The sequence below is a fragment of the Marilutibacter maris genome (assembly GCF_003233695.1).
Classification (GTDB): Bacteria; Pseudomonadota; Gammaproteobacteria; order Xanthomonadales; family Xanthomonadaceae; genus Marilutibacter; species Marilutibacter maris.
This window is the reverse complement of sequence record NZ_CP029843.1, coordinates 2162526-2189239: the sequence shown is the minus strand read 5'-3', so window position 1 is coordinate 2189239 and position 26714 is coordinate 2162526. Positions and strand designations below refer to the sequence as shown.

Annotated in this window: 19 protein-coding genes; 7 read left to right on the top strand and 12 right to left on the bottom strand. The window is 69.5% G+C overall.

Annotated elements, in window-relative coordinates; all coding sequences use genetic code 11:
- The first annotated feature begins 33 nt into the window (after positions 1–33).
- Together C9I47_RS09665 and C9I47_RS09660 are read left to right on the top strand one after the other, a co-directional pair.
- Positions 34–882, top strand: a complete 849-nt coding sequence (locus tag C9I47_RS09665) for an MBL fold metallo-hydrolase (RefSeq protein ID WP_190238462.1) — start codon at positions 34–36, stop codon at positions 880–882.
- Positions 883–986: 104 nt separating this feature from the next.
- Positions 987–1793, top strand: a complete 807-nt coding sequence (locus C9I47_RS09660) for an MBL fold metallo-hydrolase (RefSeq protein ID WP_223250080.1) — start codon at positions 987–989, stop codon at positions 1791–1793.
- An 83-nt stretch (positions 1794–1876) separates the two neighbouring features.
- On the opposite strand, the gene C9I47_RS09655 is transcribed toward C9I47_RS09660, so the two are convergent.
- Complete coding sequence (locus C9I47_RS09655; protein WP_407067519.1) at positions 1877–4036, bottom strand: M3 family metallopeptidase; 2160 nt, start codon at positions 4034–4036, stop codon at positions 1877–1879.
- Positions 4037–4442: 406 nt separating this feature from the next.
- Here C9I47_RS09655 and C9I47_RS09650 point away from each other — a divergent pair, with 406 nt between their 5' ends.
- From C9I47_RS09650 to C9I47_RS09635, 4 genes are all read left to right on the top strand, one after another.
- Positions 4443–5243 carry a DUF1223 domain-containing protein gene (locus tag C9I47_RS09650; RefSeq protein WP_170288169.1) on the top strand — a complete coding sequence of 267 codons (801 nt, stop codon included), beginning with the start codon at positions 4443–4445 and terminating at the stop codon, positions 5241–5243.
- Positions 5244–5566: 323 nt separating this feature from the next.
- Positions 5567–7672 carry an amidohydrolase family protein gene (locus tag C9I47_RS09645; protein ID WP_223250079.1) on the top strand — a complete coding sequence of 702 codons (2106 nt, stop codon included), beginning with the start codon at positions 5567–5569 and terminating at the stop codon, positions 7670–7672.
- Between the two features lie 676 nt (positions 7673–8348).
- A complete protein-coding gene (locus C9I47_RS09640; RefSeq protein WP_111266550.1) occupies positions 8349–10652 on the top strand; it encodes a TonB-dependent receptor in 2304 nt (767 codons plus the stop codon).
- 176 nt (positions 10653–10828) lie between these two features.
- Positions 10829–11311 carry a glutathione peroxidase gene (locus C9I47_RS09635; RefSeq protein WP_111266549.1) on the top strand — a complete coding sequence of 161 codons (483 nt, stop codon included), beginning with the start codon at positions 10829–10831 and terminating at the stop codon, positions 11309–11311.
- Positions 11312–11365: 54 nt separating this feature from the next.
- Here C9I47_RS09635 and C9I47_RS09630 read toward each other — a convergent pair whose 3' ends face one another.
- From C9I47_RS09630 to C9I47_RS09580, 11 genes are all read right to left on the bottom strand, one after another.
- Positions 11366–11788: a universal stress protein gene (locus tag C9I47_RS09630; RefSeq protein ID WP_111266548.1), complete on the bottom strand. Its 423-nt coding sequence runs from the start codon at positions 11786–11788 to the stop codon at positions 11366–11368.
- 125 nt (positions 11789–11913) lie between these two features.
- Entirely contained in the window at positions 11914–12723 is an 810-nt protein-coding gene (locus tag C9I47_RS09625) for a ferredoxin--NADP reductase (protein WP_111266547.1), read from the bottom strand.
- Between the two features lie 277 nt (positions 12724–13000).
- Positions 13001–14866, bottom strand: coding sequence for an ABC transporter ATP-binding protein (locus C9I47_RS09620; RefSeq protein ID WP_111266546.1), 1866 nt, complete (start codon positions 14864–14866; stop codon positions 13001–13003).
- Positions 14867–14959: 93 nt separating this feature from the next.
- Entirely contained in the window at positions 14960–15427 is a 468-nt protein-coding gene (locus tag C9I47_RS09615; protein WP_111266545.1) for a carboxymuconolactone decarboxylase family protein, read from the bottom strand.
- A 940-nt stretch (positions 15428–16367) separates the two neighbouring features.
- On the bottom strand, positions 16368–17237 hold the full coding sequence (locus C9I47_RS09610) for an RNA polymerase sigma-70 factor (protein ID WP_111266544.1): 870 nt from the start codon (positions 17235–17237) through the stop codon (positions 16368–16370).
- Positions 17238–17307: 70 nt separating this feature from the next.
- Positions 17308–17940 carry a trimeric intracellular cation channel family protein gene (locus tag C9I47_RS09605; RefSeq protein ID WP_111266543.1) on the bottom strand — a complete coding sequence of 211 codons (633 nt, stop codon included), beginning with the start codon at positions 17938–17940 and terminating at the stop codon, positions 17308–17310.
- A 96-nt stretch (positions 17941–18036) separates the two neighbouring features.
- On the bottom strand, positions 18037–18543 hold the full coding sequence (locus tag C9I47_RS09600) for a nuclear transport factor 2-like protein (RefSeq protein WP_145985473.1): 507 nt from the start codon (positions 18541–18543) through the stop codon (positions 18037–18039).
- Complete coding sequence (locus C9I47_RS09595) at positions 18540–19706, bottom strand: efflux RND transporter periplasmic adaptor subunit (RefSeq protein ID WP_190238461.1); 1167 nt, start codon at positions 19704–19706, stop codon at positions 18540–18542. The genes C9I47_RS09600 and C9I47_RS09595 overlap by 4 nt, the downstream gene beginning before the upstream one ends.
- Positions 19707–19754: 48 nt before the next feature.
- Positions 19755–22847 (bottom strand): efflux RND transporter permease subunit, encoded by a 3093-nt coding sequence (locus tag C9I47_RS09590; protein WP_111266540.1) that lies wholly within the window; start codon positions 22845–22847, stop codon positions 19755–19757.
- Positions 22848–22975: 128 nt separating this feature from the next.
- On the bottom strand, positions 22976–23845 hold the full coding sequence (locus tag C9I47_RS09585; RefSeq protein ID WP_111266539.1) for a LytR/AlgR family response regulator transcription factor: 870 nt from the start codon (positions 23843–23845) through the stop codon (positions 22976–22978).
- Complete coding sequence (locus C9I47_RS09580; RefSeq protein WP_111266538.1) at positions 23835–24947, bottom strand: sensor histidine kinase; 1113 nt, start codon at positions 24945–24947, stop codon at positions 23835–23837. The genes C9I47_RS09585 and C9I47_RS09580 overlap by 11 nt, the downstream gene beginning before the upstream one ends.
- Before the next feature lie 208 nt (positions 24948–25155).
- On the opposite strand from C9I47_RS09580, the gene C9I47_RS09575 reads away from it, so the two are divergent.
- Entirely contained in the window at positions 25156–26700 is a 1545-nt protein-coding gene (locus C9I47_RS09575; RefSeq protein WP_111266537.1) for a fumarate hydratase, read from the top strand.
- Positions 26701–26714: the final 14 nt, after the last annotated feature.

The following is a 26714-nucleotide window of genomic DNA, read 5'->3' as shown; positions in this document are numbered from 1 at the left end:
CGCAACGACATGCGTTCTTCCGAGGTACCCGCGATGAAGCATGAAACACTCCGCCACGAAGCCCTGGCCCCCGACGTGCTGATGTTCGTCGGCAACGACCACCAGTCGGTCGCCACCGCCTTCCTCGACGGCGACGATGCGTTGCTGGTCGATTCGCTGGGCAGCAGCGAGGACGCCCACGCGCTGCGCCGGATCCTGTGCGGGGAGATGGGCAAGACCGTGCGCGCGGTCGCCGCGACTCATTTCATGAGCGACCACATCGCCGGCATGCGCCTGTTCCCGGACGCGCTGACCATCGCGCACCGGCACTACCGGCACACCTTCCTGGCGCAGAACCGACGGGTCGACGCGTTCTATCGCGAGCCGCAATTGCTGTTCGACACCGCGCTGAGCCTGCGCTGGGGCCGCCACCGGCTGCGCTTCGTGCACAACCCGGGCAAGACCATGGACCACGTCAGCGTGGACGCGCCCGAGGCCGACCTGGTCTGCGTCGGCGACGCCATCGTCGGCAATATCGTCTACCTGTCCCGCGCCGATCCGGAACTGATCCATGGTGCGATCGGGCGGATCCGCCGATTCGGTCGCGGCCGGGTCGTCGGCGGCCATGTCGGCCACTTTCCGGCGGCCGTGCTCGACAACGCGATCCACTATCTGCAGCAACTGCGCGCGCGGGTCATCCGGATCCGTGCCGGGACCGCGCCGGTGGCGGTCGCGGATCTGATCGCGGCGATCCCGATCGAGGACTGCCTGGCGCCGGGGGTCGAGGCGAGTGCCTTCGAGCGCCGGTGGCATCGCCACAACCTGGAACTGATCCCCGCGCAGTCGGTGTTCGAGCTCGACACGTCGCTCGAGGAGATGGCGGCCGCGGAGGTGGCGGCATGAGCGGCGCAGGCGGCGGGGGTGGAGGAGGAAGTGGTGGTGAAGCCGGTCGCGGGCCCTGGTTGCGACGTCGGCGGTTCCTGGCCGGCACGGCCGGGTTGCTGGCCTTGAACCTGCTCCCGGGCGGGCGTGTCCGTGCCGCGACCACGGGCGAAGGCCTGCGGGTGCAGCGGCTGGCCTGGGCCGGCATCCGTCTGCGGCTGCCGCAGGCGAGCCTGCTGATCGATCCGCTGGCCAGTACCGGGGCCTGGGGCGACAAGCTCGCCGACCCGCTGATCCCGGTGGGCGCGATCGAGGGCAATGCCTACGTCCTGGTCACCCATGCGCACGGCGATCACTTCGACGCCGCCGCGGTCGCCGACGCGCTGGGCCAGGGTGGGGTGTTGCTGCATCCGGTGGGCAGCAATCCGCGTCCGCTGCCCGAGGCGGCGCGGGCGTGGCCGGCGCCGGCGTGGGAGCCGCAATTGCTGGGCGACTTCACCGCCACCGCGGTGCCGGCTTCGGACGGCTATGGCGATCCGCAGATGTCCTGGGTGGTGTCGGCCGGCGGGCGTCGCGTCTTCCATGGCGGCGACACCCTGTGGCACGGCCACTGGTGGCGCATCGGTCGCCAGTACGGCCCCTTCGATGCCGCCTTCCTGCCGGTCAACGGCGCGCGCTTCGGATGGCGCAAGCCGGCCGGCGGACAGCCGGGGGTGCTGACGCCCGAGCAGGCGGTGGCGGCGGCGACCATCCTCGGTGCACGGCGATTGGTGCCGATCCACTACGGGGTGAGCGGGATGGACGAGTACGTCGAGGTCGAGGACCCGATCGGCCGCCTGCGCGAGGCCGCGCGCGGCACGGCGCTCACGGTGCTGCCGCTGGCCCCCGGCGACTGGCTGGACTGGGATGCCGGGGTGGATGCGGCGAGCTGACCACCGTCGACGACGCGGCAACGAAAAACGCCGCCCGGATCGCTCCGGGCGGCGTCGTGGCCTGGCTTGGGGCCGGGTGGCGCTTACTGGCCGGAAGCGGCCGCGCCGGTGGCGGTGCTCAGCCCGCGCTTCTCCAGCAGCGGCTCGATCTTCGGATCGTGGCCGGCGAAGTCGCGGAACAGCTTCATCGCATCCTGGCTGCCGCCCTGCGAGAGCAGGGTCTTGCGGAAGTGGTCGCCGTTGGCGCGGGTCAGGCCGCCGTTGTCCTTGAACCACTGCACGCTGTTGGCATCCAGCACCTCGGACCAGATGTAGGCGTAGTAGCCGGCCGAATAGCCGCCCATGATGTGGCTGAAGTACGGGGTCTTGTAGCGCGGCGGCACCGGCTTGTAGTCGATGCCGTCGGCGGCCAGCGCGTTGGCTTCGAATGCCATCACCCCGGCGGCGTCGGGCACCTGGTCGGCGCCGATCTGGTGCCAGCGCTGGTCGAGCATGGCAGCGCCGAGGTACTCGGTGGTGGCGAAGCCCTGGTTGAACTTGGACGCGGCGATCACCTTGTCCAGCAGCGCCTGCGGCATCGGCGCGCCGGTCTGATGGTGCTTGGCGTAGTTGGCCAGGATCTCCGGCCAGTCGGCCCACATCTCGTTGACCTGCGAGGGGTACTCGACGAAGTCGCGCGGGACGCTGGTGCCGCTGAAGAACGGATACTCCACGTCGGAGAACATGCCGTGCAGGGCGTGGCCGAACTCGTGGAAGGTGGTGGTCACCTCGTCCCAGGTCATCAGGGTCGGCTCGCCGGCCGGCGGCTTGGGAATGTTGAGGTGGTTGGCGACCACCGGCTGGTCGCCGCTGAGCCCGGACTGCGAGACATAGGAGTTCATCCAGGCGCCGCCACGCTTGGAGTCGCGCGCGTACGGGTCGAAGATGAAGATCGCCAGCTGCGAGCCGTCCTCGTTGAAGACGTCGTAGGTCCAGGTGTCGGGGTGGTACTTCGGCAGGTCGGTGCGCTCCTTGAACTTCAGGCCGTAGAGCTTGCCGGCGGCGAAGAACACGCCGTTCTCGAGCACGTTCTTCATCTCGAAGTAGGGCTTGAGCTGCGACTCGTCGAAGTTGTACTTCTCCGCGCGCACCTTCTCGGTGTAGAAGGCCCAGTCCCACGGCTCCAGCTTGAAACTCGGCTCGCCCTTGGCGGCCTGTTCCTTGTCGATCATCGCCTGCAGGTCGGCGGCTTCGAGCCGGGCGTTGGCGACCGCGGCCGGGGCCAGCTGGCCGAGCATCGCGTTCACCGCCTCCGGGGTCTTGGCGGTCTGGTCCTCCAGGCCGTAGGCGGCGTGGTTCGGGTAGCCCAGCAGCTTGGCGCGCTCGGCGCGCAGCTTCATCACCTTGGAGATGATCTGGCGGTTGTCGAAGTCGCCGCCGTGGCTGCCGCGGGCGACCGAGGCTTCATGGATGCGCTGGCGCAGGGCACGGTTGGTCAGCTGCGACTCCGGCGGCTGGCCGGTGGTGTTGAGCAGGGTGATCACGTACTTGCCGTCCATCCCGCGCTCCTTGGCGATGCGCGCGGCGGTGGCGATCTGGGCCTCGGTCAGGCCGTCGAGCTCGGCGACGTCGTCGACGATCACGGCCGAGGCGTTGACTTCCTTCAGCACGTTGTCGCTGAACTGGGTGCCCAGCGCGGCCAGCTCGGCGTTCATTTCCTTCAGCCGGGTCTTGTCGGCCTCGCCGAGCTTGGCGCCGGCGCGCACGAAATTGGTGTGATAGCGCTCGACCAGGCGCACGCCCTCGGCGTCCAGGCCCAGCGAGTCGCGGGTGTTGTAGAGCGCGTCGACGCGCTCGAACAGCTTGCCGTTGAGCGCCACCGCGTCCTGGTGGGCGGCGAGCTTGGTCGCGTATTCGCTGCGCAGCTTGTTGCGGGTGTCGTTGGTGTCGGTGCCGACCAGGTTGAAGAACACGGTCAGCGCGCGGTCCAGCACCTGGCCGCCTTTCTCCATCGCGATGATGGTGTTCTCGAAGGTCGGCGCCTCGGGATTGTTGGCGATCGCCTCGATTTCCTTCAGGTGCTGCGCCATGCCGTAGTCGAACGCCGGCGCGAAGTCGCTGTCCTTGATCTTGTCGAACTGCGGGTAGTGCAGCGGCAGCGGGCTTTCTTGCATGAACGGGTTGGCGGCGAGGGCAGGGGACACGGCGGCGGCACCATCGGAGGACTGGGCATGGGAGGGCAGGGCGACGACGCCAAGGGCCATGGCCAGGGCCAGCGCAAGCGGGTGTTTCATCAGGCGAACCTCGTCATAAGGAATCCCGAAGCCTAACGGATGGGGCCGGGAGCGGCCCCTGACGAAAGCCATGTTCGGGCCGGAGGGCGGCCGTCCGGGGTAACCCTGCCGGGCCGGCATACGTACCGTATCGGGTGATTGGTTCTGTCGGGTCGGGGCCGATCGGGGCTTTATTGGCCCGCTGCGGCGCGCTTCCATGGCGATCATGGCCCGCGCCGGCAACCGCCGCGGTGGCAGCGGTCGCGAATCGCTTTTCCGGGCAGTCGTCGAAGTTGAGTGCTGTTTCGACGTAGATGGCTGCATTTTGTGGGCCTACCCCCTCGTTTTGTCGATGGTTCGATGGAGGCAGTCGATGCGCGACCGGATGCACAGGAACTTGCCACGAGGCCTGCCGGGTATCGCTCTGGCGCTGCTGGCCGGGTTGTCGTTACCGGGCGTTGCTGCGGCCGAGGCGGCCATCGCCTGCGATGTCGGCAGCGAAGCGAAGATGACCCCACTGGTCGAGCTGTACACCTCCGAGGGGTGCAGCGACTGCCCGCCGGCGGACGAGTGGCTGTCGACCCTGTCGCGGGAGGAGGACCCCGCACGCACCTCGCTGCTGGCCTTCCATGTCGATTACTGGGACGAGATCGGGTGGATCGACCGCTTCGCCGATCCCGCCTACAGCCAGCGCCAGCGCGTGCGGATCAAGCTCGACAACGGGCGTACCGTCTATACCCCGCAGGTGATGGTCGGCGACAAGACCATGCTCGACTGGCGCGACGATCGCCGCGCGCGTGGGGCATTGCGGGCGGTCCGCGAACGTACCGCGCCGGTCTCGCTGCTGCTGCGGGTCGTGGTCGAGGACGCCCGGTTGCGGGTCGGGGTCAGGGCCGAACCGGTCGCGGGACAGGCGCCCGGCGAGGGCATGTTGTGGCTGGCGCTGTACCAGGACGGGCTCAGCACCCAGGTCAGGGCCGGCGAGAACGATGGGCTGACCCTGCGCCATGATCGTGTGGTGCGGGCCTTGAAGGGGCCGTGGGCGGTCGGCCGGGCGCCGGTGGTCGGCGAGACCGCGATCGAGTTGCCCGAGGGTGCCGATCCGCGCCGACTGGGCCTGGTCCTGTTCGCCGAGTCGACCCGCGACGGTTCGGCCTGGCAGTCGCTGAACATGCCCCTGGCCGACTGCGTCCGCTAGCGCGACGCGATTCGCGCCCCGGCGGTACGCCGCCGCATCCGCGGCGATGCCGCGACACTGTGACCCCGGCGACTTGTCCGTCGGCAGCGCATGCTGCATGGTGCGCGGGCGGGCAGGGTCTTACCCGTGTCCGCGACAGCATCCGATCCACGTCAACGCCATCCGCCGCAATCCGTCCAGGGGCCGATCCGCTGGCCGGCAGGGGCGCAGCGGTCGCGGTGGCGCCGCCATGATTTCCTGGTCCAGCACGAGCCGGGCTGCGCGACCGGTTCCATGCGACTGCCCGCGCGGGCAGGGCCGGGCATCCGACAGGAGTGTCCACGATGCATCGCAACCGCTTGCTCCCTTTCGCACACGTCGCACACGATCGCCGCAGCCCTCTGGCGCTGCTTGCCCTGATGCTGCTGGCTCCGCTGTTGTCGGTGGGTTTCGCCGCATCGGCCCAGGCCGCCGAGACCATCCGCTATGTGGCCCTCGTCGACGGCGGTCGCCAGGCCGGCCAGCAGTTGGTGACCCGCCACGACGACGGCAGTGTCGAGGTCGATTTCGTGTTCAAGGACAACGGTCGCGGGCCGGAACTGAAGGAGCGCTTCAGCCTCGCCGACGACGGCACCTTCCGCGACTACCAGGTCAGCGGCAGTTCGACCTTCGGTGCTCCGGTCGATGAAACCTTCAAGATCGCCGATGGCGTCGCGCGCTGGAAGTCGGCCTCCGACGAGGGCGAGCAGGCGGCCATGGACGGCGCGCAGTACTCGCCGCTGGGCGGCACCCCCGAGTCGCTCTCGGTCGCCCTGGGCGCGCTGGCGCGCCGCGCCGACGGCAAGCTGCCGCTGATTCCCGGCGGCACCCTGACCATGCGGACGGTGGAGACGGTCGACATCGCCAACCGCCAGGGCCCGCAGCGGGTGCAGCTGCTGGCGCTGACCGGGGTCGGCCTGACCCCGACCTTCGTCTGGGCGACCACCGACGAGGTGCCGCGGCTGTTCGCCTTCATCGTCCCCGGCTGGCTGCAGTTGATCGAGGACGGTTGGCAGGCAAGCGCGGCCGACCTGGAGCAGCGCCAGGTCGCGGCCGAGGCCAAGGTGCTGGCCGATCTGCGGGACCGGCTGGCGCATCCGCTCGCGGGAAGCCTGCTGATCCGCAACGCCCGGGTGTTCGACAGCGAGCACGCACGCCTGGGCGAGGCCGCCGATGTCCTGGTCCGCGACGGTCGCATCGCTTCGATCAGCGACGCCGGTGATGAAGACATCGACGCCGACCAGGTGCTCGACGCCGGCGGCCGGGTCCTGCTGCCGGGCCTGTTCGACAGCCACGGCCATGTCGGCCGCTGGGACGGCGGCCTCAACCTCGCCTCGGGGGTGACCACCGTGCGCGACATGGGCAACGACAACGCGACCCTGCAGCAGCTGATCCGCGATGCCGAGGCCGGCAAGCTGATGATGCCGCGGATCGTCGCCGCCGGCTTCCTGGAGGGCGAGAGCGACTTCTCGGCGCGCAACGGCTTCGTCGTCAGCGACCTGGACGGGGCCAGGGAGGCAATCGACTGGTACGCCGCGCACGGCTATCCGCAGTTGAAGATCTACAACTCGTTCCCGAAGGCGATCCTGAAGGACACCGTCGCCTACGCCCATCGGCGCGGCCTGCGGGTCAGCGGCCACGTGCCGGCATTCCTGCGCGCGCAGGACGCGATCGACGCCGGCTACGACGAGATCCAGCACATCAACCAGTTGCTGCTGAACTTCTTCGTCGACGAGGACACCGACACCCGCACCCTGGCGCGCTTCTACCTGGTCGCCGACAAGACCGTGGGGCTCGACCTGGACAGCGCACCGGTGCAGGACTTCATCGCCAGCCTGGTCTCGCACCGGGTGGTGATCGACCCGACCCTGGCGACCTTCGAGTTCCTGCACCAGCGCGACGGGCAGATATCGCCGATCGTCGCCGATGTCGCCGAACACCTGCCGCCGGACATCCAGCGCGGCCGTCGCGCCGCCGAGATGAACATTCCCGACGACGAGACCGGCGAGCGCTACGACCGCAGCTTCGCCAAGCTGGTCGAGTTCGTCGGCCGCGCCCATGCGGCCGGCGTGCCGGTGGTGGCGGGCACCGACGAGATGGTCGGCTTCACCCTGCAGCGCGAGCTGGCGCTGTACGTGCAGGCGGGCATGACTCCGGGCGAGGCGCTGCAGACCGCGACCTGGAATGCGGCGGAGGTCGCGCGCGTGCTCGACGACCGCGGTTCGATCGCGGTCGGCAAGCGCGCCGACCTGGTGCTGTTCGACGGCGACCCCAGTGCCGACATCGCCGACGTGCGCAAGGTCGCCTTCGTCCTGCAGGGCGATCGCGCCTACTACCCCAGCGAGATCCATGAGGCGTTGGGGATCAAGCCGTTCGTGGCGCCGGTGCGGCTGCAGGCCGGCGGCCGTTGAGCCGGCGCCGGTCCGGCGTTGCGGGTACGCCCCTGCCGCGGGGGCAAGGGGGGAGGAGCAGTGCAAGCGGCGATCCCCGGGCTGCGCCCGGGAATCCCCAAAGTTGGCCGCGCAAACCATGGGCCCCGCCGTTGCGCTGCCACACCCCCATTCGCGCTACGCGCGAATCGCCCCCTGAGTCAGGGGGAACGATATCCGGCTGCGCGCGGATATCTCCCAAAGTTTGCTTCGCAAACCTTGGGCCCCACCGTTGCGCTGCCACACCCCCATTCGCGCTACGCGCGAATCGCCCCCTGACTCAGGGGGCTGGGGTCATGGAGCAGGCAAGCGCGCTTCGTAGGAGCGGCGTCAGCCGCGATGGGGCTTGCAGCATGGGCCGCACCGCCCCCGCGACCGCCGCCAGGCCGACCGGCGGCGTACGCCGGGGTACGCTGGGCTTAACGATGTTGTAACATTCGCCTGCCACGCGATCCTCCGGGGCGCGCAATGCCGCGCCCGGGCCGTCAAGGGACGGTCCAGTCCGACCCGGACATGTCCGCGCCACCCGTGCGGCCTGTCCGTCTGTCCAGCAATGCCGGCACGTCCGTGCCGATCCGGCGTACCCCAGGGTGCGCTCCATTCGTTTCGACAGTTCGTCCAGACAGCCCTTTCCGACAGCTTCTTGCCGAGAACCCAGATGACCGCCAAGCACGTCCTCGTCCGCCACGCCCTGGCCGCCGCCATCACCACCTCGCTCGCGATCGGCCTCGCGCCGGCCGCGATCGCCCAGGAGGCCGCGACCGCCACCGACGACACCGTCACCAGCAGCGATGCCAAGACCCTCGATACGTTGATGGTCACCGCCCAGCGCAAGATCGAGAACGCGCAGGAAGTGCCGATGTCGATCACCGCGATCAACACCGAGAGCCTCGATGTGCTCGGCTCCAACGGCGGCGACGTGCGCGTACTGTCCGGCCGGGTGCCGAGCCTGAACATCGAGTCCTCGTTCGGTCGCGCCTTCCCGCGTTTCTACATCCGCGGCTACGGCAACACCGACTTCCGCCTCAACACCTCGCAGCCGGTGTCGCTGGTCTACGACGACGTCGTCCAGGAGAACCCGATCCTGAAGGGCTTCCCGATCTTCGACCTGGCCCAGGTCGAGGTCCTGCGCGGCCCGCAGGGGTCGCTGTTCGGCCGCAACAGCCCGGCCGGCGTGGTCAAGTTCGACTCGGTGCGCCCGTCGCAGGAGCTCAGCGGCTACGGCAAGCTCGGCTACGGCAGCGACGACATGATCAACTTCGAGGGCGCCGTCGGCGGCGGCCTCAGCGATCGCTGGTCGGCGCGCGCCTCGGCGATGTTCCAGCGCCGCGACGACTGGGTCGAGAACACCTATCCCGGCCCGAACGACGGCTTCGAGGGCTACGACGAGTCCGCCGCGCGCGTGCAGTTCCTGTACGAGGGCGACGGCTTCGAGGCGCTGCTCAACGCCCACGCGCGCCATCTCAACGGCACCGCGCGCCTGTTCCGCGCCAATATCTTCAAGCCCGGCAGCAACGACCTGGTCGACGGCTTCGACGAGGACAAGGTCGCGCTGGACGGCCTCAACCATTCCGAGCTCGACAGCCGCGGCGCCAGCGCCCGCCTGCGCTGGGAGCTGGGCAGCTACACCCTGCATTCGATCACCGGCTACGAGTCGGTGGAAACCTACAGCCGCGGCGACATCGACGGCGGCTACGGCGCCTCGTTCCTGCCGGACTCCGGCCCGGGCGTGATTCCGTTCGCGTCGGAAACCGCCGACGGCATCCCCGACCACTCGCAGTGGACCCAGGAGTTCCGCATCGAGTCGAACACCGGCACCGCGTTCGACTGGCAGGCCGGCCTGTTCTACTTCAAGGAAGACTACGACGTCGAAAGCTTCAGCTACGACTCGCTGGCCGGCGGTGCGCAGGACGGCTACGAGCGGGTGCGCCAGACCAACGACTCCTGGGCGCTGTTCGCCGCCGGCACCTGGCAGGTCAGCGACCGCTTCGAACTGCGCGGCGGCATGCGCTACACCGTCGACGAGAAGGAGCTGACCGTCGAGGAGTACTGGAACACCGGCTTCGTGCCCTGCGTGCTGGAGGGCAAGTGCACCCTCGACCAGCTCGCCGCGCTGGAGCCCGACGGCGACCTGTCGGCCTCGCCTGAGGACAAGAAGTTCAGCTGGGACCTGTCGGGCACCTATGCGCTCAGCGAGGACGTCAACCTGTACGCCCGCATCGCCACCGGCTATCGCGGCAGCAGCATCCAGGCCGCCGGCGCGTTCAACGCCAAGTCGGTCGCCGAGCCGGAGACCTCGACCGCGTTCGACATCGGCATCAAGGCCGACCTGTGGGACCGCCGCGCGCGCCTGAACGCCAGCGTCTTCTACTACGAGGTCAAGGACCAGCAGCTGACCGCGGTCGGCGGCTCGTCCAACGCCAACATCCTGCTCAATGCCGACAAGAGCGTGGGCAAGGGCTTCGAGGTCGACTTCCAGGCCTGGCTGACCGACAACCTGATGCTGAGCCTGGGCAGCAGCTACAACGACACCGAGATCAAGGACGACGACCTGGCGGTATCGGTCTGTGCCGCCTGCACCGTCACCGACCCCATGGTCGGCGGCAAGGCGATGATCGACGGCAACCCGCTGCCGCAGGCGCCGAAGTGGAGCCACAACCTGACCGCGCGCTGGGGCCTGCCGATGGACAACGGCGGCGAGTTCTACGTGCTGACCGACTGGTCCTACCGCAGCGAGCTGAACTACTTCCTCTACGAGTCGAAGGAGTTCACCGGCAAGTCGCTGGTCGAGGGCGGCCTGCGGGTGGGCTACAACTGGGACTACGGCAGGTACGACGTCGCCCTGTTCGGCCGCAACATCCTCGACGAGGTGCAGGCGGTCGGCGGCATCGACTTCAACAACCTGACCGGCTTCATCAACGAGCCGCGCGTGGTCGGTGTGGAGTTCAAGGCTTCGTTCTGACGTCACCGTCGGCGGCCCGGACCGCCGCGCCGCGACAACGCCGGGCATGTCCCGGCGTTGTCGTTCATGGAGCGCCGGGGGCGGGCGGGGCGTGGAGTCCGCGACCGGCGGCGCGGTCGGACTTTGCCGGAACGGCTATCCTGTCAGGCTATCCCCATCGACTAAAGGATCCGGTCATGACCACCGCCTACGATTTTTCCGCCACCGGCATCGACGGCCAGGACGTCGCACTCGACGACTACCGCGGCAAGGTCTTGCTGGTGGTCAACGTCGCCTCGAAATGCGGCTTCACCCCGCAGTACGAAGGGCTGGAGGCGCTGTCGCGCAAGTACGCGGAGCGCGGCCTGGTGGTGCTGGGCTTTCCCTGCGACCAGTTCGGTCACCAGGAGCCGGGCGACGAGGCCGAGATCAAGAACTTCTGCTCGCTGAACTACGACGTGACCTTCCCGATGTTCGCCAAGGTCGACGTCAACGGCGACGCCGCCCATCCGCTGTGGAAGTGGCTGAAGAACGAGAAGGGCGGCTTCCTCGGCATCGACGCGATCAAGTGGAACTTCAGCAAGTTCCTGGTCGGCCGGGACGGTCGCGTGATCAAGCGTTACGCGCCGACCGAGAAGCCGGAGGCGCTGGGTGGCGACATCGAGGCCGCGCTGGGCTGAGCGTGGCGGCGGCCGCGAACGGCGGCCGCCTTCGCCGTCGATTGCGGGCGCGCCTCAGCGCACGATCGATACCGGCACCTTGCCCTGGGCGATCACCTTGCTGGAGACCGAGCCCAGCAGCAGGCCCTTGACCGCGCCGCGCCCGTGCGAACCCATCACGATCAGGTCGCTGCGCTCCTTGCCGGCGACCGCCAGGATCACCTCGGCGGCATCGCCGATCTCGCAGCGCTCATGCACGTCCAGTCCGCTCTGGGCCAGCACCTTGCGCGTGGCCGACAGCATCTGCTCGTGATCCTCGGCGTGGTGGCGGCGCGCGGCGGTGACGCCGATCTTGCGCTCGACGCCCGGGAACAGCGGCGGGCTGACCGCCAGCAGGGTGAGGGTGGCCGGCTTGTCCATCTTCTGGGCGAGCTTGATCGCGAAGCGCGCGGCGCGCGTGCTGATCGGACTGCCGTCGACCGGAACCAGGATCTTCATCGTCGTTTCTCCAGCGGAATCCCGACGATTCTACGCGGCAGCCGCGCCGATGGCGCGGTCCGGATACGGCGGCAGCGGCGCGGATCTCCGCCACCGCGCAGGGGACGCGAATGCCGCGCGGCCGTCTACTTCTCGACGAAGGCGCGCTCGAACACGTACTGGCCGGCCGTGCCGATCCGCGGTGCGGCGGTGAAGCCGCGCTCGTCCAGCAGGGCGCGGAAGTCGGCCAGCATCGCCGGGCTGCCGCAGACCATCGCGCGGTCGTGCTCGGGGTCGAGCGCTTCGATGCCCAGCTGTTCCATCATCCGCCCGCTGGCCATCAGCTCGGTCATGCGGCCGCGGTGGTCGTTGCCCTCGAACTGGAACGGCTCGCGGGTCACCGCCGGGTAGTAGCGCAGCTTCTGGCTGATGACCTCGCCGAGGAACTCGTGCCGCGGCAGCTCGTTGAGGATGTAGTCGCGGTAGGCCAGGTCCTGCGCGGCGCGCACGCCGTGGCACAGGATCACCCGCTCGAAGCGTTCGTAGGTTTCCGGGTCCTTGACGATCGACAGCCACGGCGCGAAGCCGGTGCCGGTGCCCAGCAGGTACAGGTTGCGCCCCGGGTGCAGGTCGCTGATCAGCAGGGTACCGGTGGGCTTGCGCCCGATCAGCAGGGTGTCGCCGGGCTTGATGTGCTGCAGGCGCGAGGTCAGCGGACCGTCGGGCACCTTGATGCTGAAGAACTCCAGCTGCTCCTCCCAGTTCGCGCTGGCGATCGAGTACGCGCGCAGCAGCGGCTTGCTGGAGCCGTCCGCCTGCGGAACCTGCAGGCCGATCATCACGAACTGGCCGTTGTCGAAACGGAAGCCGTCGTCGCGGGTGGTGGTGAAGCTGAAGTAGTCGTCCGTCCAGTGACGGACGTCCAGCACGGTCTCGGTGCCGAAGGCTGCGGACATGGGGGAGTGGGGGTCTGGAAATGGAACGAATCCGCCAATTTTACGTGAATGCGGCCGCCGCCGCTGTACCGCCGCTGTCGGCCGCTTGCGCCTCGTCGATGGACCCGCCCGTAGGCGCGGGCGCAAGCCGCGATTCCCGGGCCTTCTCGCGGCTGACGCCGCTGCTACATGAGGAGGCTACCGCTTCTGTAGGAGCTGCGTGAGCTGCGACCGGGCTTTCCCATGAAAGCCCCATCGCGGCTGACGCCGCTCCTACGATGCCTTCGGGGGGCCGTGCTTATCGGTAGCCGGCCGCTTGCAGCTCGAACAGCTCGGCGTAGCGGCCGCCGGCGGCCATCAAGGCGTCGTGGGTACCGCTGGCCTCCAGCCGGCCGTCGGCCAGCACCAGGATCCGGTCGGCCATGCGCACGCTGCTGAAGCGGTGGCTGATCAGTACCGCGGTGCGGCGGTCGGACAGCTCCTTGAAGCGCTGGAACACCTCGAATTCGGCACGCGCGTCCAGCGCCGCGGTCGGCTCGTCGAGGATCATCACCTGGGCGTCGCGCATGTAGGCGCGGGCGATCGCGATCTTCTGCCACTGGCCGCCGGAGAGGTCGACGCCGGTCTTGAAGCGGCGGCCGATGACTTGGTCGTAGCCCTGCGGCAACGCCTGGATCACCTCGTCCGCCAGCGCCCGCCGCGCCGCTTCGCGGATCCGCGCGTCGTCGTCCATCGCCTCGATCCGGCCGACCCCGATGTTCTCGCCCGCGGTCAGGTGGTAGCGCACGAAGTCCTGGAAGATCACCCCGATGTTGGCGCGCAACTGGTCCAGGTCGTACTCGCGCAGGTCGCGGCCATCGAGCAGGATGCGGCCCTCGTCGGGGTCGTACAGCCGCGCCAGCAGTTTGACCAGGGTGGTCTTGCCGGCGCCGTTCTCGCCGACCAGGGCCAACACCTCGCCGGCGCGCAACTGGAAGTCCAGTCCGCGCAGCGCCCAGTGGTCGGCGCCGGGATAGCGGAAGCCGACGTTCTCGAACACGAAGCCCTCGCGGATCGGCAGCGGCACCGGCTGCGGGTCGGGCGGGCTGGCGATTTCCGGTTCGATCCTGAAGAACGAGAACAGGTCGTCCAGGTACAGCGCCTGCCCGGCCACCTGCGAGAAGCCGATCAGCAGTCCTTCCAGCAGTTGGCGCAGGCGCAGGAAGCTGCCGGCGAGGAAGGTCAGGTCGCCGATGCTGAAGTCGCCGCGCACGGTGCGCCAGGCGATGTAGGCGTAGGCGACGTAGTAGCCGAGGGTGCCGAATGCCGCCAGCAGGCTGCCCCAGAACGCGCGCCGGCGGGCCAGCGAGCGGTTGGCGCGGAAGAAACGATCGGCCAGATCGCGGTAGCGGGCGATCAGGAAGGTGTGGAGATTGAAGATCTTCACTTCCTTGGCGGTCTCGACGCTGGCACCCATCTGCCGCACGTACTCGAGCTGGCGCCGCTCCGGCGTCCAGGCGAAGTTCAACGAGTAGCCCAGAGCATTGAAGTGCGATTCGCCGACGAAGGCCGGCACCAGCGCGATCGCCAGCAGAACGATCAGCCACGGCGCGTAGATCAGCAGGCCGGCGGCGAAACTGATCACGGTGATCGCGTCCTGGACCTGGCCGAACAGCTGGCTCATCAGGTTCATGCGTCCCATCGTCTGGCGACGTGCGCGATCGAGCTTGTCCTGCAGGTCCGGATCCTCGAAGTCCTCCAGGTCGAGGGTCGCGGCATGTTCCATCAGACGGATGCTGGTGGCGTTGGTGAACAGCTCCGACAGCAGCGCGTCGCCATAGCCGATCATCCGGCCGATCAGATCGGAGGCGATCGCCAGCGCGAACTCGGCGCCCAGCAGCCAGGCGAGGTGCTGCAGTTCGCCGCTGTGCCAGGCCGGGGCGAGGCCATCGAACGCGGTGCCGGCGCCGACCAGGCGCACCGCTTCGTCGATGATCAGTTTGCCGACGTAGAGCATCGCCACCGGCATCAGCGCGCGGACCAGGCGCAGGCCCAGGGTCATCAGGGTCAGCCCCGGGCTGGTGCTCCAGATCTGGCGCAGGAACGGCGGCAGGTTGCGCAGCGCATCGAAGCGCTCGCGCAGACTCGGCCGGGGCGACGGTGGGGACGATGCGGAGGCGGGCATGGATGCTGCCGTGAGCGGGGTCGCGGCAGTGTATCCGTAGACGCCGCAACGGCCCGCGATGCGCGCGGACCGTTGCCGGGGGCGGGGGGCGGCTCAGGCCGCGGCGGCGACGTAGGGCGTTTCCGGCAGTGGCTTGCGCAGGCCGACGTTGAGCACGTTCCAGGCGCGGATCGCGGCCACCGCGAAGCTCAGCTCGCTGATCTCGCGTTCGTCGAACTGCTCGCGCAGGGCCTCCAGCGCATCGTCGGGCACCGGCGCATGGCCCAGCGCGTTCAAGGCCTCCGCCCAGTCCAGTGCGGCGCGCTCGCGGGCGTCGAACAGCGGGCTCTCGCGCCAGGCGGCGACGGTGTCGAGCTTGCGCTGGGCGACGCCGGCGCGGCGCAGCGCTTCGGCGTGCATGTCCAGGCAGAACACGCAGCCGTTGAGCTGGGAGATGCGCAGGGAGACCAGCTCGACCAGTTGCCCACCCAATGGTCCCTTGTACAACTGGCCGCTGAGCTGGGCCAGCAACTGGAATGGGCGCGGGGCGAGGGTGGAGTAGTCGATATGCGATGCATTCATGGCGTCTGTTTCCTTCTCATGGCGGCCACCATGGCCGATTCATCAGGTAGACGGCCCAGCGCGCCGTGGCGTGACACATCTGTAGGAGCGGCGTAAGCCGCGATCCCCGGGCTGCGCCCGGGAATCCCCAAAGTTTGCTGCGCAAACCTTGGGCCCCGCCGATGCGCTGCCACACCCCCATTCGCGCCGATGGCGCGAATCGCCCCCTGACTCAGGGGGGAACGATATCCGGCTGCGCGCGGATATCTCCCAAAGTTTGCTGCGCAAACCTTGGGCCCCACCGTTGCGCTGCCACACCCCCATTCGTGCCTGCGGCACGAATCGCCCCCTAACTCAGGGGGGAACGATATCCGGCTGCGCGCGGATATCTCCCAAAGTTTGCTGCGCAAACCTTGGGCCCCGCCGGTGCGCTGCCACACCCCCATTCGCATCTGCGATGCGAATCGCCCCCTGACTCAGGGGGGAACGATATCCGGCTGCGCGCGGATATCTCCCAAAGTTTGCTTCGCAAACCTTGGGCCCCGCCGTTGCGCTGCCACACCCCCATTCGCATCTGCGATGCGAATCGCCCCCTGACTCAGGGGGGAACGATATCCGGCTGCGCGCGGATATCTCCCAAAGTTTGCTTCGCAAACCTTGGGCCCCGCCGTTGCGCTGCCACACCCCCATTCGCATCTGCGATGCGAATCGCCCCCTGACTCAGGGGGGAACGATATCCGGCTGCGCGCGGATATCTCCCAAAGTTTGCTCCGCAAACCTTGGGCCCCGCCGATGCGCTGCCACACCCCCATTCGTGCCTGCGGCACGAATCGCCCCCTGACTCAGGGGGCTGGCCCGGAGCCCTTGTACCGTAGGAGCGGCGTAAGCCGCGATGAGGCTTTCATGGACAAACCCGATCGCGGCTTACGCCGCGCCTGCGAATACCGGCTGGCGGCGGGCCTCAATGCTCGACAGGCTGCCAGCGCCGCAGCTTGTCCGGATTCATCACCGTCAGTACTTCGCTGATGCGGTCGCCGTCGATCGAGACCGTGGTGATGGAATGCAGCCGCCCCTCGCGCCAGCGCAACAGCGCCGGTTCGCCATTGGCGGAGCCGATGCGGGCCTCGATGCCGGCGCCAACGCGTCGCGCCACCGCCGCGTACAGGCGGGCGATGCGCTCGGCGCCCAGCAACGGGCGGATCACCGCGGTGACCTTGCCGCCGCCGTCGGAGACCAACCGCGCATTGGCGGTCAGCAGCCCGGTGATCGCGGCCTGGTCGCCGGACTGCGAGGCGTGCATGAAGCGCACGAGCAGCTCGCGATGGCGGTCGCCGCTCACCTCGAAGCGCGGACGGTCCGCCTGCAGGCGGGCGCGGGCGCGATGCACCATCTGCCGGCAGTTGGCCACGCTGTGGCCGAGCAGCGGCGCGATCTGCGCGTAGTCGTAATCGAACGCCTCCTTCAGCAGGAACGCCGCACGCTCCTCGGGACCGAGCCGCTCGAGCAGGGTCAGGAACGCCAACGACACCTGGTCGGCCACCTCGGCGCCGTGCTCGGGCGTCGGCGCGCTGTCGACCTGCAGGGGTTCGGGCAGCCACGGGCCGGGATAGCGCTCGCGTTCGTGGCGCAACTGGCGCAGACGGTCGATGCCGAGCCGGGTGGCGCTGGTGACCAGCCAGGCCTCGGGGTCGCGGATGGCGGCCCGGTCGGCCTGCGACCAGCGCAGCCAGGCGTCCTGGACCACGTCCTCGGCGTCGCTGCGGCTGCCCAGCAGCTTGTAGGCCAGCGCGAACAGACGCGCACGGTGAGTTTCGAAGATTTCGATGGTCATGGTGGCCAGGACGGAGCAGGGGGCGGCGGCGTGACAGTCCGGTCGCGGGCGACACGGAATCCGATGACGGTCATCCGGAGCCGTCTCCGGGCGGCGCCTGCAATGCCTTGGGCAGGTGCCAGCCGTAGCGCAGCGCGGCCAGGCGCAGGAAGAAGCACAGTGCCGCGCCGACCACCGTCACCGGTACCGCGGGCAGTTGCAGCACATTGCCGATCGCGACCACGCTGGCGCCGGCCAGGGCGGCGATCGCGTACAGCTCGGCGTGCAGCACCAGCGGCACCCGCGCCAGCAGCACGTCGCGGAGCATGCCGCCGCCGATGCCGCTGAGCATGCCCAGGCACGGCGCCATCAGCGGGCCGATCCCGGCGCCGAGCGCCTTGTCGGTGCCGGCGACCGCGAACACCGCCAGGCCGAGCGCATCGAACACCCGCACCGGGTGGTCCAGACGTTCGATCCAGGGGCTCCAGGCGAAGGCGATCAGTCCGGCGCTGATCCAGATCGCCGGGTAGCGCCAGTCGTGCAGCGCCGCCGGCGGGGTCGCGCCGATCAGCAGGTCGCGCAGGATGCCGCCGGCGCTGGCGGTGGCGAAGGCCAGCACCAATACACCGAACAGGTCGAGCCGGCGACGCACCGCCATCATCGCGCCGCTGAGCGCGAACACGAAGGTGCCGACCAGGTCGAGGGCAAGGATCAGGGTGTCCATGCCGGTGATTCTGGCGGTTGGCCACGAAAACGCGAAACCCGGGCGAGGCCCGAGCCGCCGCGGCCGCGGCGGATGGAGCGCGGGGCCGGCGCCGCGTCAGTAGTTCCAGTACTCGCGTATCCGCGAGACCTTGCCGTCGCGGAATTCGAACACGGCCATGCGCGGCGGCTGGCCCTCCATCTGCGCGTTGCTGCGCAGGACGGCGACGGCGTCGTCGCCGTGCATCATGCCGACGATCCGGTAGCCGTACGCCTCGGCGGAGAACCGCTCGTAGCGGCCCTCGTCCACCCCGGCGAGATGGTTCTCCAGCAACTGCTGCCGGGTGTAGCTGTCGTCCATCATCGGATGCTCGTAGACGAAGTCGGCGCTGTACATCGTATACAGCCGTTCGACGTCGTCGCGGTCGGCGCCGCGGGTGGTCGCCCGGTTCTGCGCGGCCGTCACCTCCCGCACCCGTCGTTCGACCGCGGCCCGGGTCGATTCTCCAGCGTGCGCGTCTCCCGCGTGCGCGAGCACGGCTGGGAACAGCGACAGCGTGCCGAGGACAAGCCCGACGACGAGAGGCCCGACCACGAGACGGGTGGCGGTGGCGTGTCGGGTCATCGCGCCGTCCCCGCGTAGTGGCGGCCTGAGCCGGCCTGTACGGCGACCGCCTCGGTCGCCTCGATCCGTACCGGTTGCCCCGGTTCGAGACGCTCGCCACCGAGCACCACCAGCAGGTCGCCGGCGCTGAGCGGGCCGTCGACCTCGACCAGTTCGTCGAGTTCGTCGCCCAGCTCGACCGCGACCCGTTGCGCGCGCTCGCCGTCGTCGACCCGGATCACGTAGTTGCCGTCGCGCCGCAACAGCACCGCATCGCGCGGCACCGCGACGACCTGGCGGGGCCGGTCGGCGGGGATCGCCAGTTCGACCGCGCTGCCGACCGGAAGCCGGGTCTCGTCGAGGGCGACGCGGATCTCCAGCTGTCGCGACGCCTCGTCGCCGACCGGGACCACGGCGCTGATGCGATGGTCGCCGGAGGCATCGCCGGCCAGCACCCGCACCGGGCCGCCGACCGTCAGATGCGCGGCCAGCGACACCGGTGCGCGCGCCTGGATCTCCAGTCCGTCGGTGTCGACAAGGCGCGCGACCGTCGCGCCACGGGCGAGGAACTCGCCGAGCTCGGCCTGGTGCTCGACGACCATGCCGTCGAACGGCGCACGGATCACCATCCGCTCACGCTGGTGACGGGTCTGCGCCAGCAACGCGGCGGCGCGGGCGTGCTCCTGCGCGAGCACGTCGCGGTCGGCCTGCACCTGCTCGTACTGGGCGCGGGCGATGTTCTGCGCGTCGGCCAGCTGCGCGTAACGGCGCTCCTGCCGGCGCGCCTGGCCGAGCTGGGTCTGGATCCTGGCCAGCTCGGCCGAGGCTTCGCGTTCGCGCAGGCGCAGCGCGGTGTCGTCGAGCGCCGCCAGCGGCTCGCCGGTGCGCAGGTAGGTGCCTACCTCGGCGATACGGACGATGCGGCCGTCCTGTTCGCTGGCGATGCGCGCGTCGTGGCGGCTGATGACGCTGCCGGAGGCGTGGTGCAGGGGCGCGAACTCGGTCTCGACGGCGGGGGCGACCCGGACCACCGCGGGTGCGCGTTCGGCGGCGGCCGCGCCCGGGACGCCGTCGCTGGCGTCGCTGCTCGCGCGGGTGTCCGCGGGAGCGCTGCGCAACTGGTAGAGCAGCACCGCCGACGCCAGTACGGCGAGCGCAATCAGGATTTTCTTGGGGGTGGACATGGGGGGCTCCATACGCGGTGGGACCAGGGAGGGGCGGTCGGGAAAGGATCAGGCGGAACCGACGGCGTCGGCGGCGCTCATCGCTGCCGCCGGCACCCGCGCGCGGCGCGCCTCGAGCAGGCGCAGCAGCGCCGGGATCAGCAGCACCGTGAACACCAGGCTGAGCGCGATGCCGCCGACCGTGACCACGGCCATGCCGCGATAGATCTCGGCGCCGGGGCCGGGATTGACCGCCATCGGCAGCGCGCCCATCACTCCGGTCAGCGCGGCGATCAGGATCGGCCGCAGGCGCCGGCTCAGCGCTTCGTGCAAGGCGCCGTCCAGGTCGAGCCCCTCGGCCTGCGCTTCGCGGGTCTGCGCGACCAGCAGGATCGCGTTGTTGATCACCATGCCCAGCAGCATGATGAAACCGATCATCGACAGCAGGTCCAGGCTCTGGCCGGAAACCAGGTTCAGCACCTGCAGCCCGAGCACACCGCCCAGCAACGCCATCGGCAGGGTCGCCATCACGTAGGCGCTGTCGCGCAGCGAGCGGAACATAGCCGCCATCAGCATGAACAGCACCAGCAGGGCCATCGCGAAGTTGCCGCCCATGGTGCGGACCACCTCGTCGAGACGGTCGGCGCTGCCGGACACCCGCACCTCGGCGTCGGACGGAAGCTCGCCGCGCAGGGCCGGCACGATCTCCCGGTCGACGACTTCCAATGCCTCCTGCAACGACATCGAGGCGGGCGGATCGATGGTCAGGCTGACGGTACGGCGGCCGTCGAGCCGGCGCAGCTGGCTGGGCGCGAGCACGGTGTCGATGCGGGCGAGGTCGGCCAATTGGGTGATGCCGCCGTAAGGCGTCGCCAGTGGCGCGCCGCGCAGGCCGGTCAGGCTGGGCTCGTCGGCACCGCGCAGGATGATCGGCATGCGGCTGTCGCCGTCGAACTGCTCGCCCAGCCAGTGGCCGTCGCCGAGTGTGCGCACCACCGTGGCCAGGTCGCTGCGCCGCCAGCCGACCTCGGCCAGACGCCGGTCGTCCGGCGCGATCCGCAGCTCGGGTGTCGCCGCGGCGACGTTCGGCCAGGTCCGCACGGTGCCCTCGGGAAAGCGTTCGGTCAGCCGTTGCCGGCCCAGTTCGGCGGCCTCGATCAGGGCGTCCGCATCGGGATGCTGCAGATGGATGGCGATCGCCCGCGCCGATCCGCCGAAGCCGCCGAACAAGGGCCCGCGGTAGACCGAACTCATGGTGTCGGGCAGGTCGGCGGTGATTTCCTCGCGCAGGATCCGCAGGAAGTCGTCGGTCCGACCCGGGTCCTCGGTGCGCGCGCCGAGTGCGGCCGAGCCCGAGCCCCAGATGTTCAGGTACCAGTTGCGCAGCTTCGGCTGCTTGTCGCCGTCCATGTACGGACGCATCCGCTCCAGCAGGATCGGCGCGATCTCGCGATCGGCGCGCTGGATGCTCATGCCCGGCGGCAGGTCGATATTGGCGTCGGCGGCGGCGCGCTGCACCGGCGGCAGGTAGTCGATGCGCGGCATCAGCGCGACGGTCAGCAGGATCGGCGCGGCGACCAGGCCGGCGATCCAGGCCAACTGGCGCGGCCGGCTGGCGGTCGCCGCCAGTGCGCGGCGGCTGACCCTGACCCAGGGACCGTCGCCTTCGCGCGAGCCGCGGCTGCCCAGCCAGCGCCCGGCCGCGGCCGGCAGCACGGTGATCGCGACCAGCAACGACATGCCGACCGCGATCGCGATGGTCAGCGCCAGGTCCGAGAACAGCTGGCCCTCGACGTCCTCCATGAAGATCACCGGCAGGAATACCGCGACCGTGGTCAGGGTCGAGGCCAGCAACGCGCCGCCGACCTGGCGCGTGCCTTGCAACGCGGCCTGCAGCGCAGGCATTCCGGATTCGCGCAGGCGCACGATGTTCTCGGCCACCACCACCGCCGCGTCCATCACCATGCCGACCGCGAACGCCAGGCCGGCCAGCGAGATCACGTTGAGGCTGCGCCCGCTGAGCTTGAGCACGATGAAGGTCGCCAGGATCGATATCGGGATCGCGCAGGCGATCAGCCCGGTGGCGCGGACATCGCGCAGGAACCACCACAGGCAGGCGACCGCCAGCACCAGACCGGCCACCAGACTGCCGGACAGCAGCCCGATCGCGCGGCGAATGAAGATGCCCGAGTCGAAGCTCTGGGCGATGTCCAGGCCCTGCGGACGCAGCTCGCTCTCGCGAAGCTCGTCGACCGTCGCGACCACGTTCTCCAGCGTCGCCAGCACGTTGGCGCCGTTGGCGCGCAGCACCCGCAGGCCGAACGCGCGGTTGCCGTTCTGGTAGGCGACGGCCCCGTCCGGCGGCGGCCGCAGGTCGATGCTGGCGACATCGGCCAGGCGTACCGGGCGGCCGTCGCGCCAGGCCAGGATCAGGCCGCCCAGCGCCTCGGGCGAGTAGCGGCCGGCGAAACGCATCACGTACTCGCGCCGGCCGACCTCGACCGAGCCGCCGGAGACGTCGGTGGCGCGAGCCGCCAGGGCGGCGATCTCGGGAAGCTGGATACCCAGCGCCGCGGCGCGCTGCGGATCCACCGAGATCGCCAGTTCGTCGGTGTCGTTGCCGTAGACCTCGACCCCGGCCACGCCATCGATCGCGGTCAGCCGCGGCACGATCCGGTCCTCGATCAGCTTGCGGTAGTCGTCGACGTTGCCCGGGGTCTGCGCCAGCTTCTGCACGAAGAAGTAGGTCAGGGTGTCGCCGGCGCTGAAACCGCCGGAGCGCACCACCGGCGGATTGGCGTCGCGCGGCAGCGGCGGCAGCCGGTTCATCCGCGACAGCACCTCGACCAGGGTCGCGTCCATGTCGCTGCCGACCGCGAAGGTCATGTTCAACCAGCTGTTGCCGGCGCTGATGTTGGAAGAGATCTCCTCCAGCCCCGGCAGCCCCTGCATCACCGTTTCGATCGGCTCGACGATCTCCGATTCGATTTCCTGCGGCGAGGCCGAGCGCCACGAGGTCTGGATCGACATCTGCGGACGCTCGATGTCCGGGAACAGCTGCAAGGGCAGGTCCAGCAGGCTGATCAGTCCGAACACGCAGACCATGCACACGGCGACGGCAACCGCGGCGGGGTTGGCGAGAGAGGCTTGGGTGAGTTTCATCGGCGGGTCCGCGTCGGCTTGAGGGCACGATGCGTGCGCGCGGCGGAACGGCTATGGCCCTTTGGTCATGCTCTGCGGCGAAGCGAGCGGGGGCCGCGACGAAGCGTTGCCGTCGCGGACGCGGCGGGCTACTGAAGCAGCGGCAGGCGGTCGCGGTAGCTGCGCGAGAGCTTCAGCTCCTGGCCGCAGTCCAGGCGCAGGTAGCTTTCGCCGTTGTTGTGCGGACGGGTCTCGGTGACCCGGCGCGCGTTCACGATCGTCGAACGGTGAATGCGCGGGAACCGGCGCGGATCCAGTTGCCGTTCCAGTTCGCGCATGGTGGCCCGCAGCACCAGGGTGTCGTCGTCGGTGTGGATGCACATGTAGTCGCCGGCGGCGTCGATCCAGCGGATGCTGTGCAGCGGTACCCGGACCACGCGGCCGCTGTCGCGGACCGAGAGCCGGTCGTCGCTCTGCAGTTGTTCCAGCGCGTCCGGCTGCAGGGCTTCGTCCAGTTCCAGAGGAGCGCGCCCGCTCAGCTCGCCGAGCAGTCCGAGCAACTGCGAACAGTGGCCGAGCGCGGCACGGGACTCGCGGTTCTGGCGGACCCGCTCCAGAGACTGCGCCAGGCGTTGTTCGTCGACCGGCTTGAGCAGATAGTCGACCGCCGAGGCCTCGAATGCCTGGATCGCGTAGTGGTCGTAGGCGGTGACGAACACCACCATCGGCATCTCGTTGGCGGGAATCTGGCCGAGGGTGGTGAAGCCGTCCGCGCCCGGCATCTGCACGTCGAGGAACATCAATTCCGGCTGCAGGCGATGGACCTGGGCGATCGCGCTGGCGCCGTCGCCGCACTCGCCGACGATCTCGATGTCGGGGTGGGCCGCCAGCCGCAGCACCAGCCCGCGTCGCGCCAGCGGCTCGTCGTCGACGATCAGGGTGCGGATCGGGGGCGCGTGGGTCGGGGAAGGAGCCGGGGGCTCGGCCGGTGTCCGCGCCGGCTTGCGGTCATCGGGCATCGTCGCGTCCCGGGCGGCGCTCGGCGGCGCTGGTGGAGGTCTCGTAGGGCAGTTGCAGGCGGATCTGCAGTCCGCGTACCAGGTTGCGCGCGCACAGGCTGCCGGCGTCGCCGTAGAGCACCTGCAGCCGCTCGCGGGTATTGCGCAGCCCGACGCCGTTGCCGGCGGGCAGGGTGTCGCCTTCCAGGGCCATGCAGCCGGGACCGTCGTCGGTCACCGTCACGATCAGATGGTCGCCGTCGCGGTGCGCCTGGATCCGCAGCAGGCCGCCCTCGATCTGGCGCGCGACCGCGTACTTGATCGCGTTCTCGACCAGCGGCTGCAACAGCAGGCTCGGCAGCAGGGCACGCCAGCAATCCTCCTCGATCGCGGTCTCCACCCGCAGCCGCTCGGCGAAGCGGACCTTCTCGATGTCCAGGTACAGGGTCAGCGCATCGAGCTCCTGGCGCAGGGTCACCCGCTGCATCGGGTCGCTGTCCAGCGAGTGGCGCAGGAACGCCGACAGGCTCTGGACCATGCGGTTGGCGGTCGCGTTGTCGCGGTCCAGCACCAGGGTCGAGATCGCGTTGAGGGTGTTGAACAGGAAATGCGGGTTCAGCTGGTAGCGCAGCATCTTCAGCTGCGCCTGGTGGGCCATGGTGCGGGCGGCGAGGGCCCGCCGGGTCTCGTCCTGGGATTTGCGGTAGTAGGTGATACCCAGGTACAGGCCGACCCAGGCCAGCACCACGTAGATGTTGCCCAGCGCGTAGGCGAACACCATCAGGGCGTTCTCCGGCTGGCAATCGGGACAGAACTGCAGTTTGAGGTGGCGGCCGGCCCGTTCCATCAACGCCGAGCTGGCCAGGATCGGCAGCACCATCACCGCCAGTTGCAGCGCCGGTGGCCGGCCGCGGCAGGCGCGCAGCAGGTAGCGAAGCCCTAGGGTGGTCGCCGCACCGGTCGCGCCGGTGGCCAGGTAGACCATCGCGTAGCCGCCGGGCTTGCCGTAGGCCAGCGTGCTCAGGGAGCCCAGGCCGACGTAGGCCAGCCAGCCGCCCAGGTGCAGGACCCAGAACAGCTGCTTGTGGGTGAGCCCCAGAGGATGGGGAACGGCGATGGCCATGGGTGTTGGACGCGGGTCGGACGCAGGTGCCCCATGCTAGCGCGGCGGTGGCGTCGTCGTCGGATCGCTTCGTCGCGGCAGGCGCTCGCTTCGTCGCATCGACGGCGGCGCGCCGATGGGGCATGCGCGGCCGTGGGCCGCTAGAATATGCGCCCCAGCCGCCAGCCAGCCCGCCGATCCCGTGACCGCCAGCCAGCCCGCTTCCTCCGTGTCCAGTTCGCCCGTCTCGATCCGCCAGGACGACCTGATCGAGTCGGTCGCCGATGCCCTGCAGTACATCAGCTACTACCACCCGGTCGACTACATCAAGAACCTCGCCGCCGCCTATGAGCGCGAGGCGTCGCCGGCGGCCAAGGACGCGATGGCGCAGATCCTGATCAATTCGCGGATGTGCGCCGAGGGCCATCGCCCGATCTGCCAGGACACCGGCATCGTGACCGTGTTCCTGGAGATCGGCATGGGCGTGCGCTGGGACGACGCCACGATGGGCGTGGAGGACATGGTCAACGAGGGCGTGCGCCGCGCCTACAACCATCCGGACAACAAGCTGCGCGCGTCGGTGCTGGCCGACCCGGCCGGACGCCGCCGGAACACCCGCGACAACACCCCCGCGGTGGTCAACGTGAAGGTCGTGCCGGGCAACACCGTCGATGTGATCGTCGCCGCCAAGGGCGGCGGTTCGGAGGCCAAGAGCAAGTTCGCGATGCTCAACCCGTCCGACTCGATCGTCGACTGGGTGCTGAAGACGGTGCCGACCATGGGCGCCGGCTGGTGCCCGCCGGGCATGCTCGGTATCGGCATCGGCGGCACCGCCGAGAAGGCGATGCTGCTGGCCAAGGAATCGCTGATGGAGCCGATCGACATCCAGGACCTGATCGCGCGCGGCCCGTCCAACCGCGCCGAAGAGCTGCGCCTGGAGTTGTACGAGAAGGTCAACGCGCTGGGCATCGGCGCGCAGGGCCTGGGCGGGCTGACCACCGTGCTGGACATCAAGGTCAAGGACTATCCGACCCACGCCGCCAACCTGCCGGTCGCGCTCATTCCCAACTGCGCGGCGACCCGACACGCGCACTTCACCCTCGATGGCAGCGGTCCGGTGGCGCTGGAACCGCCGTCGCTGGAGGACTGGCCCCGGCTGACCTACGATCCGCAGAACGCGCGCCGGGTCGATCTGGACACGATCACCCGGGAGCAGGTCGCCCAGTTCAAGCCCGGCGAGGTGCTGCTGCTCAACGGCAAGCTGCTGACCGGTCGCGATGCCGCCCACAAGCGCATGATCGACATGCTCGACAAGGGCGAGACGCTGCCGGTCGACTTCACCAACCGCTTCATCTACTACGTCGGTCCGGTCGATCCGGTGCGCGACGAGGTGGTCGGTCCCGCCGGTCCCACCACCGCGACCCGGATGGACAAGTTCACCCGCCAGATGCTCGAACAGACCGGGCTGCTGGGCATGGTCGGCAAGGCCGAGCGCGGCGATGCGGCGATCGACGCGATCCGCGACAACAAGGCGGTCTACCTGATGGCGGTCGGCGGTTCGGCCTACCTGGTGTCGAAGGCGATCAAGGCCAGCCGGGTGCTGGCGTTCGAGGACCTGGGCATGGAGGCGATCTACGAATTCGAGGTCCGCGACATGCCGGTCACCGTCGCGGTCGACTCGACCGGCGAGTCGGTGCACCGCACCGGCCCGCGCCAGTGGCAGGCGCGGATCTCCAGTGGAACGATCGGCAAGATCCCGGTGGTGGTCGAATGAGCGCGCAGTCCCCG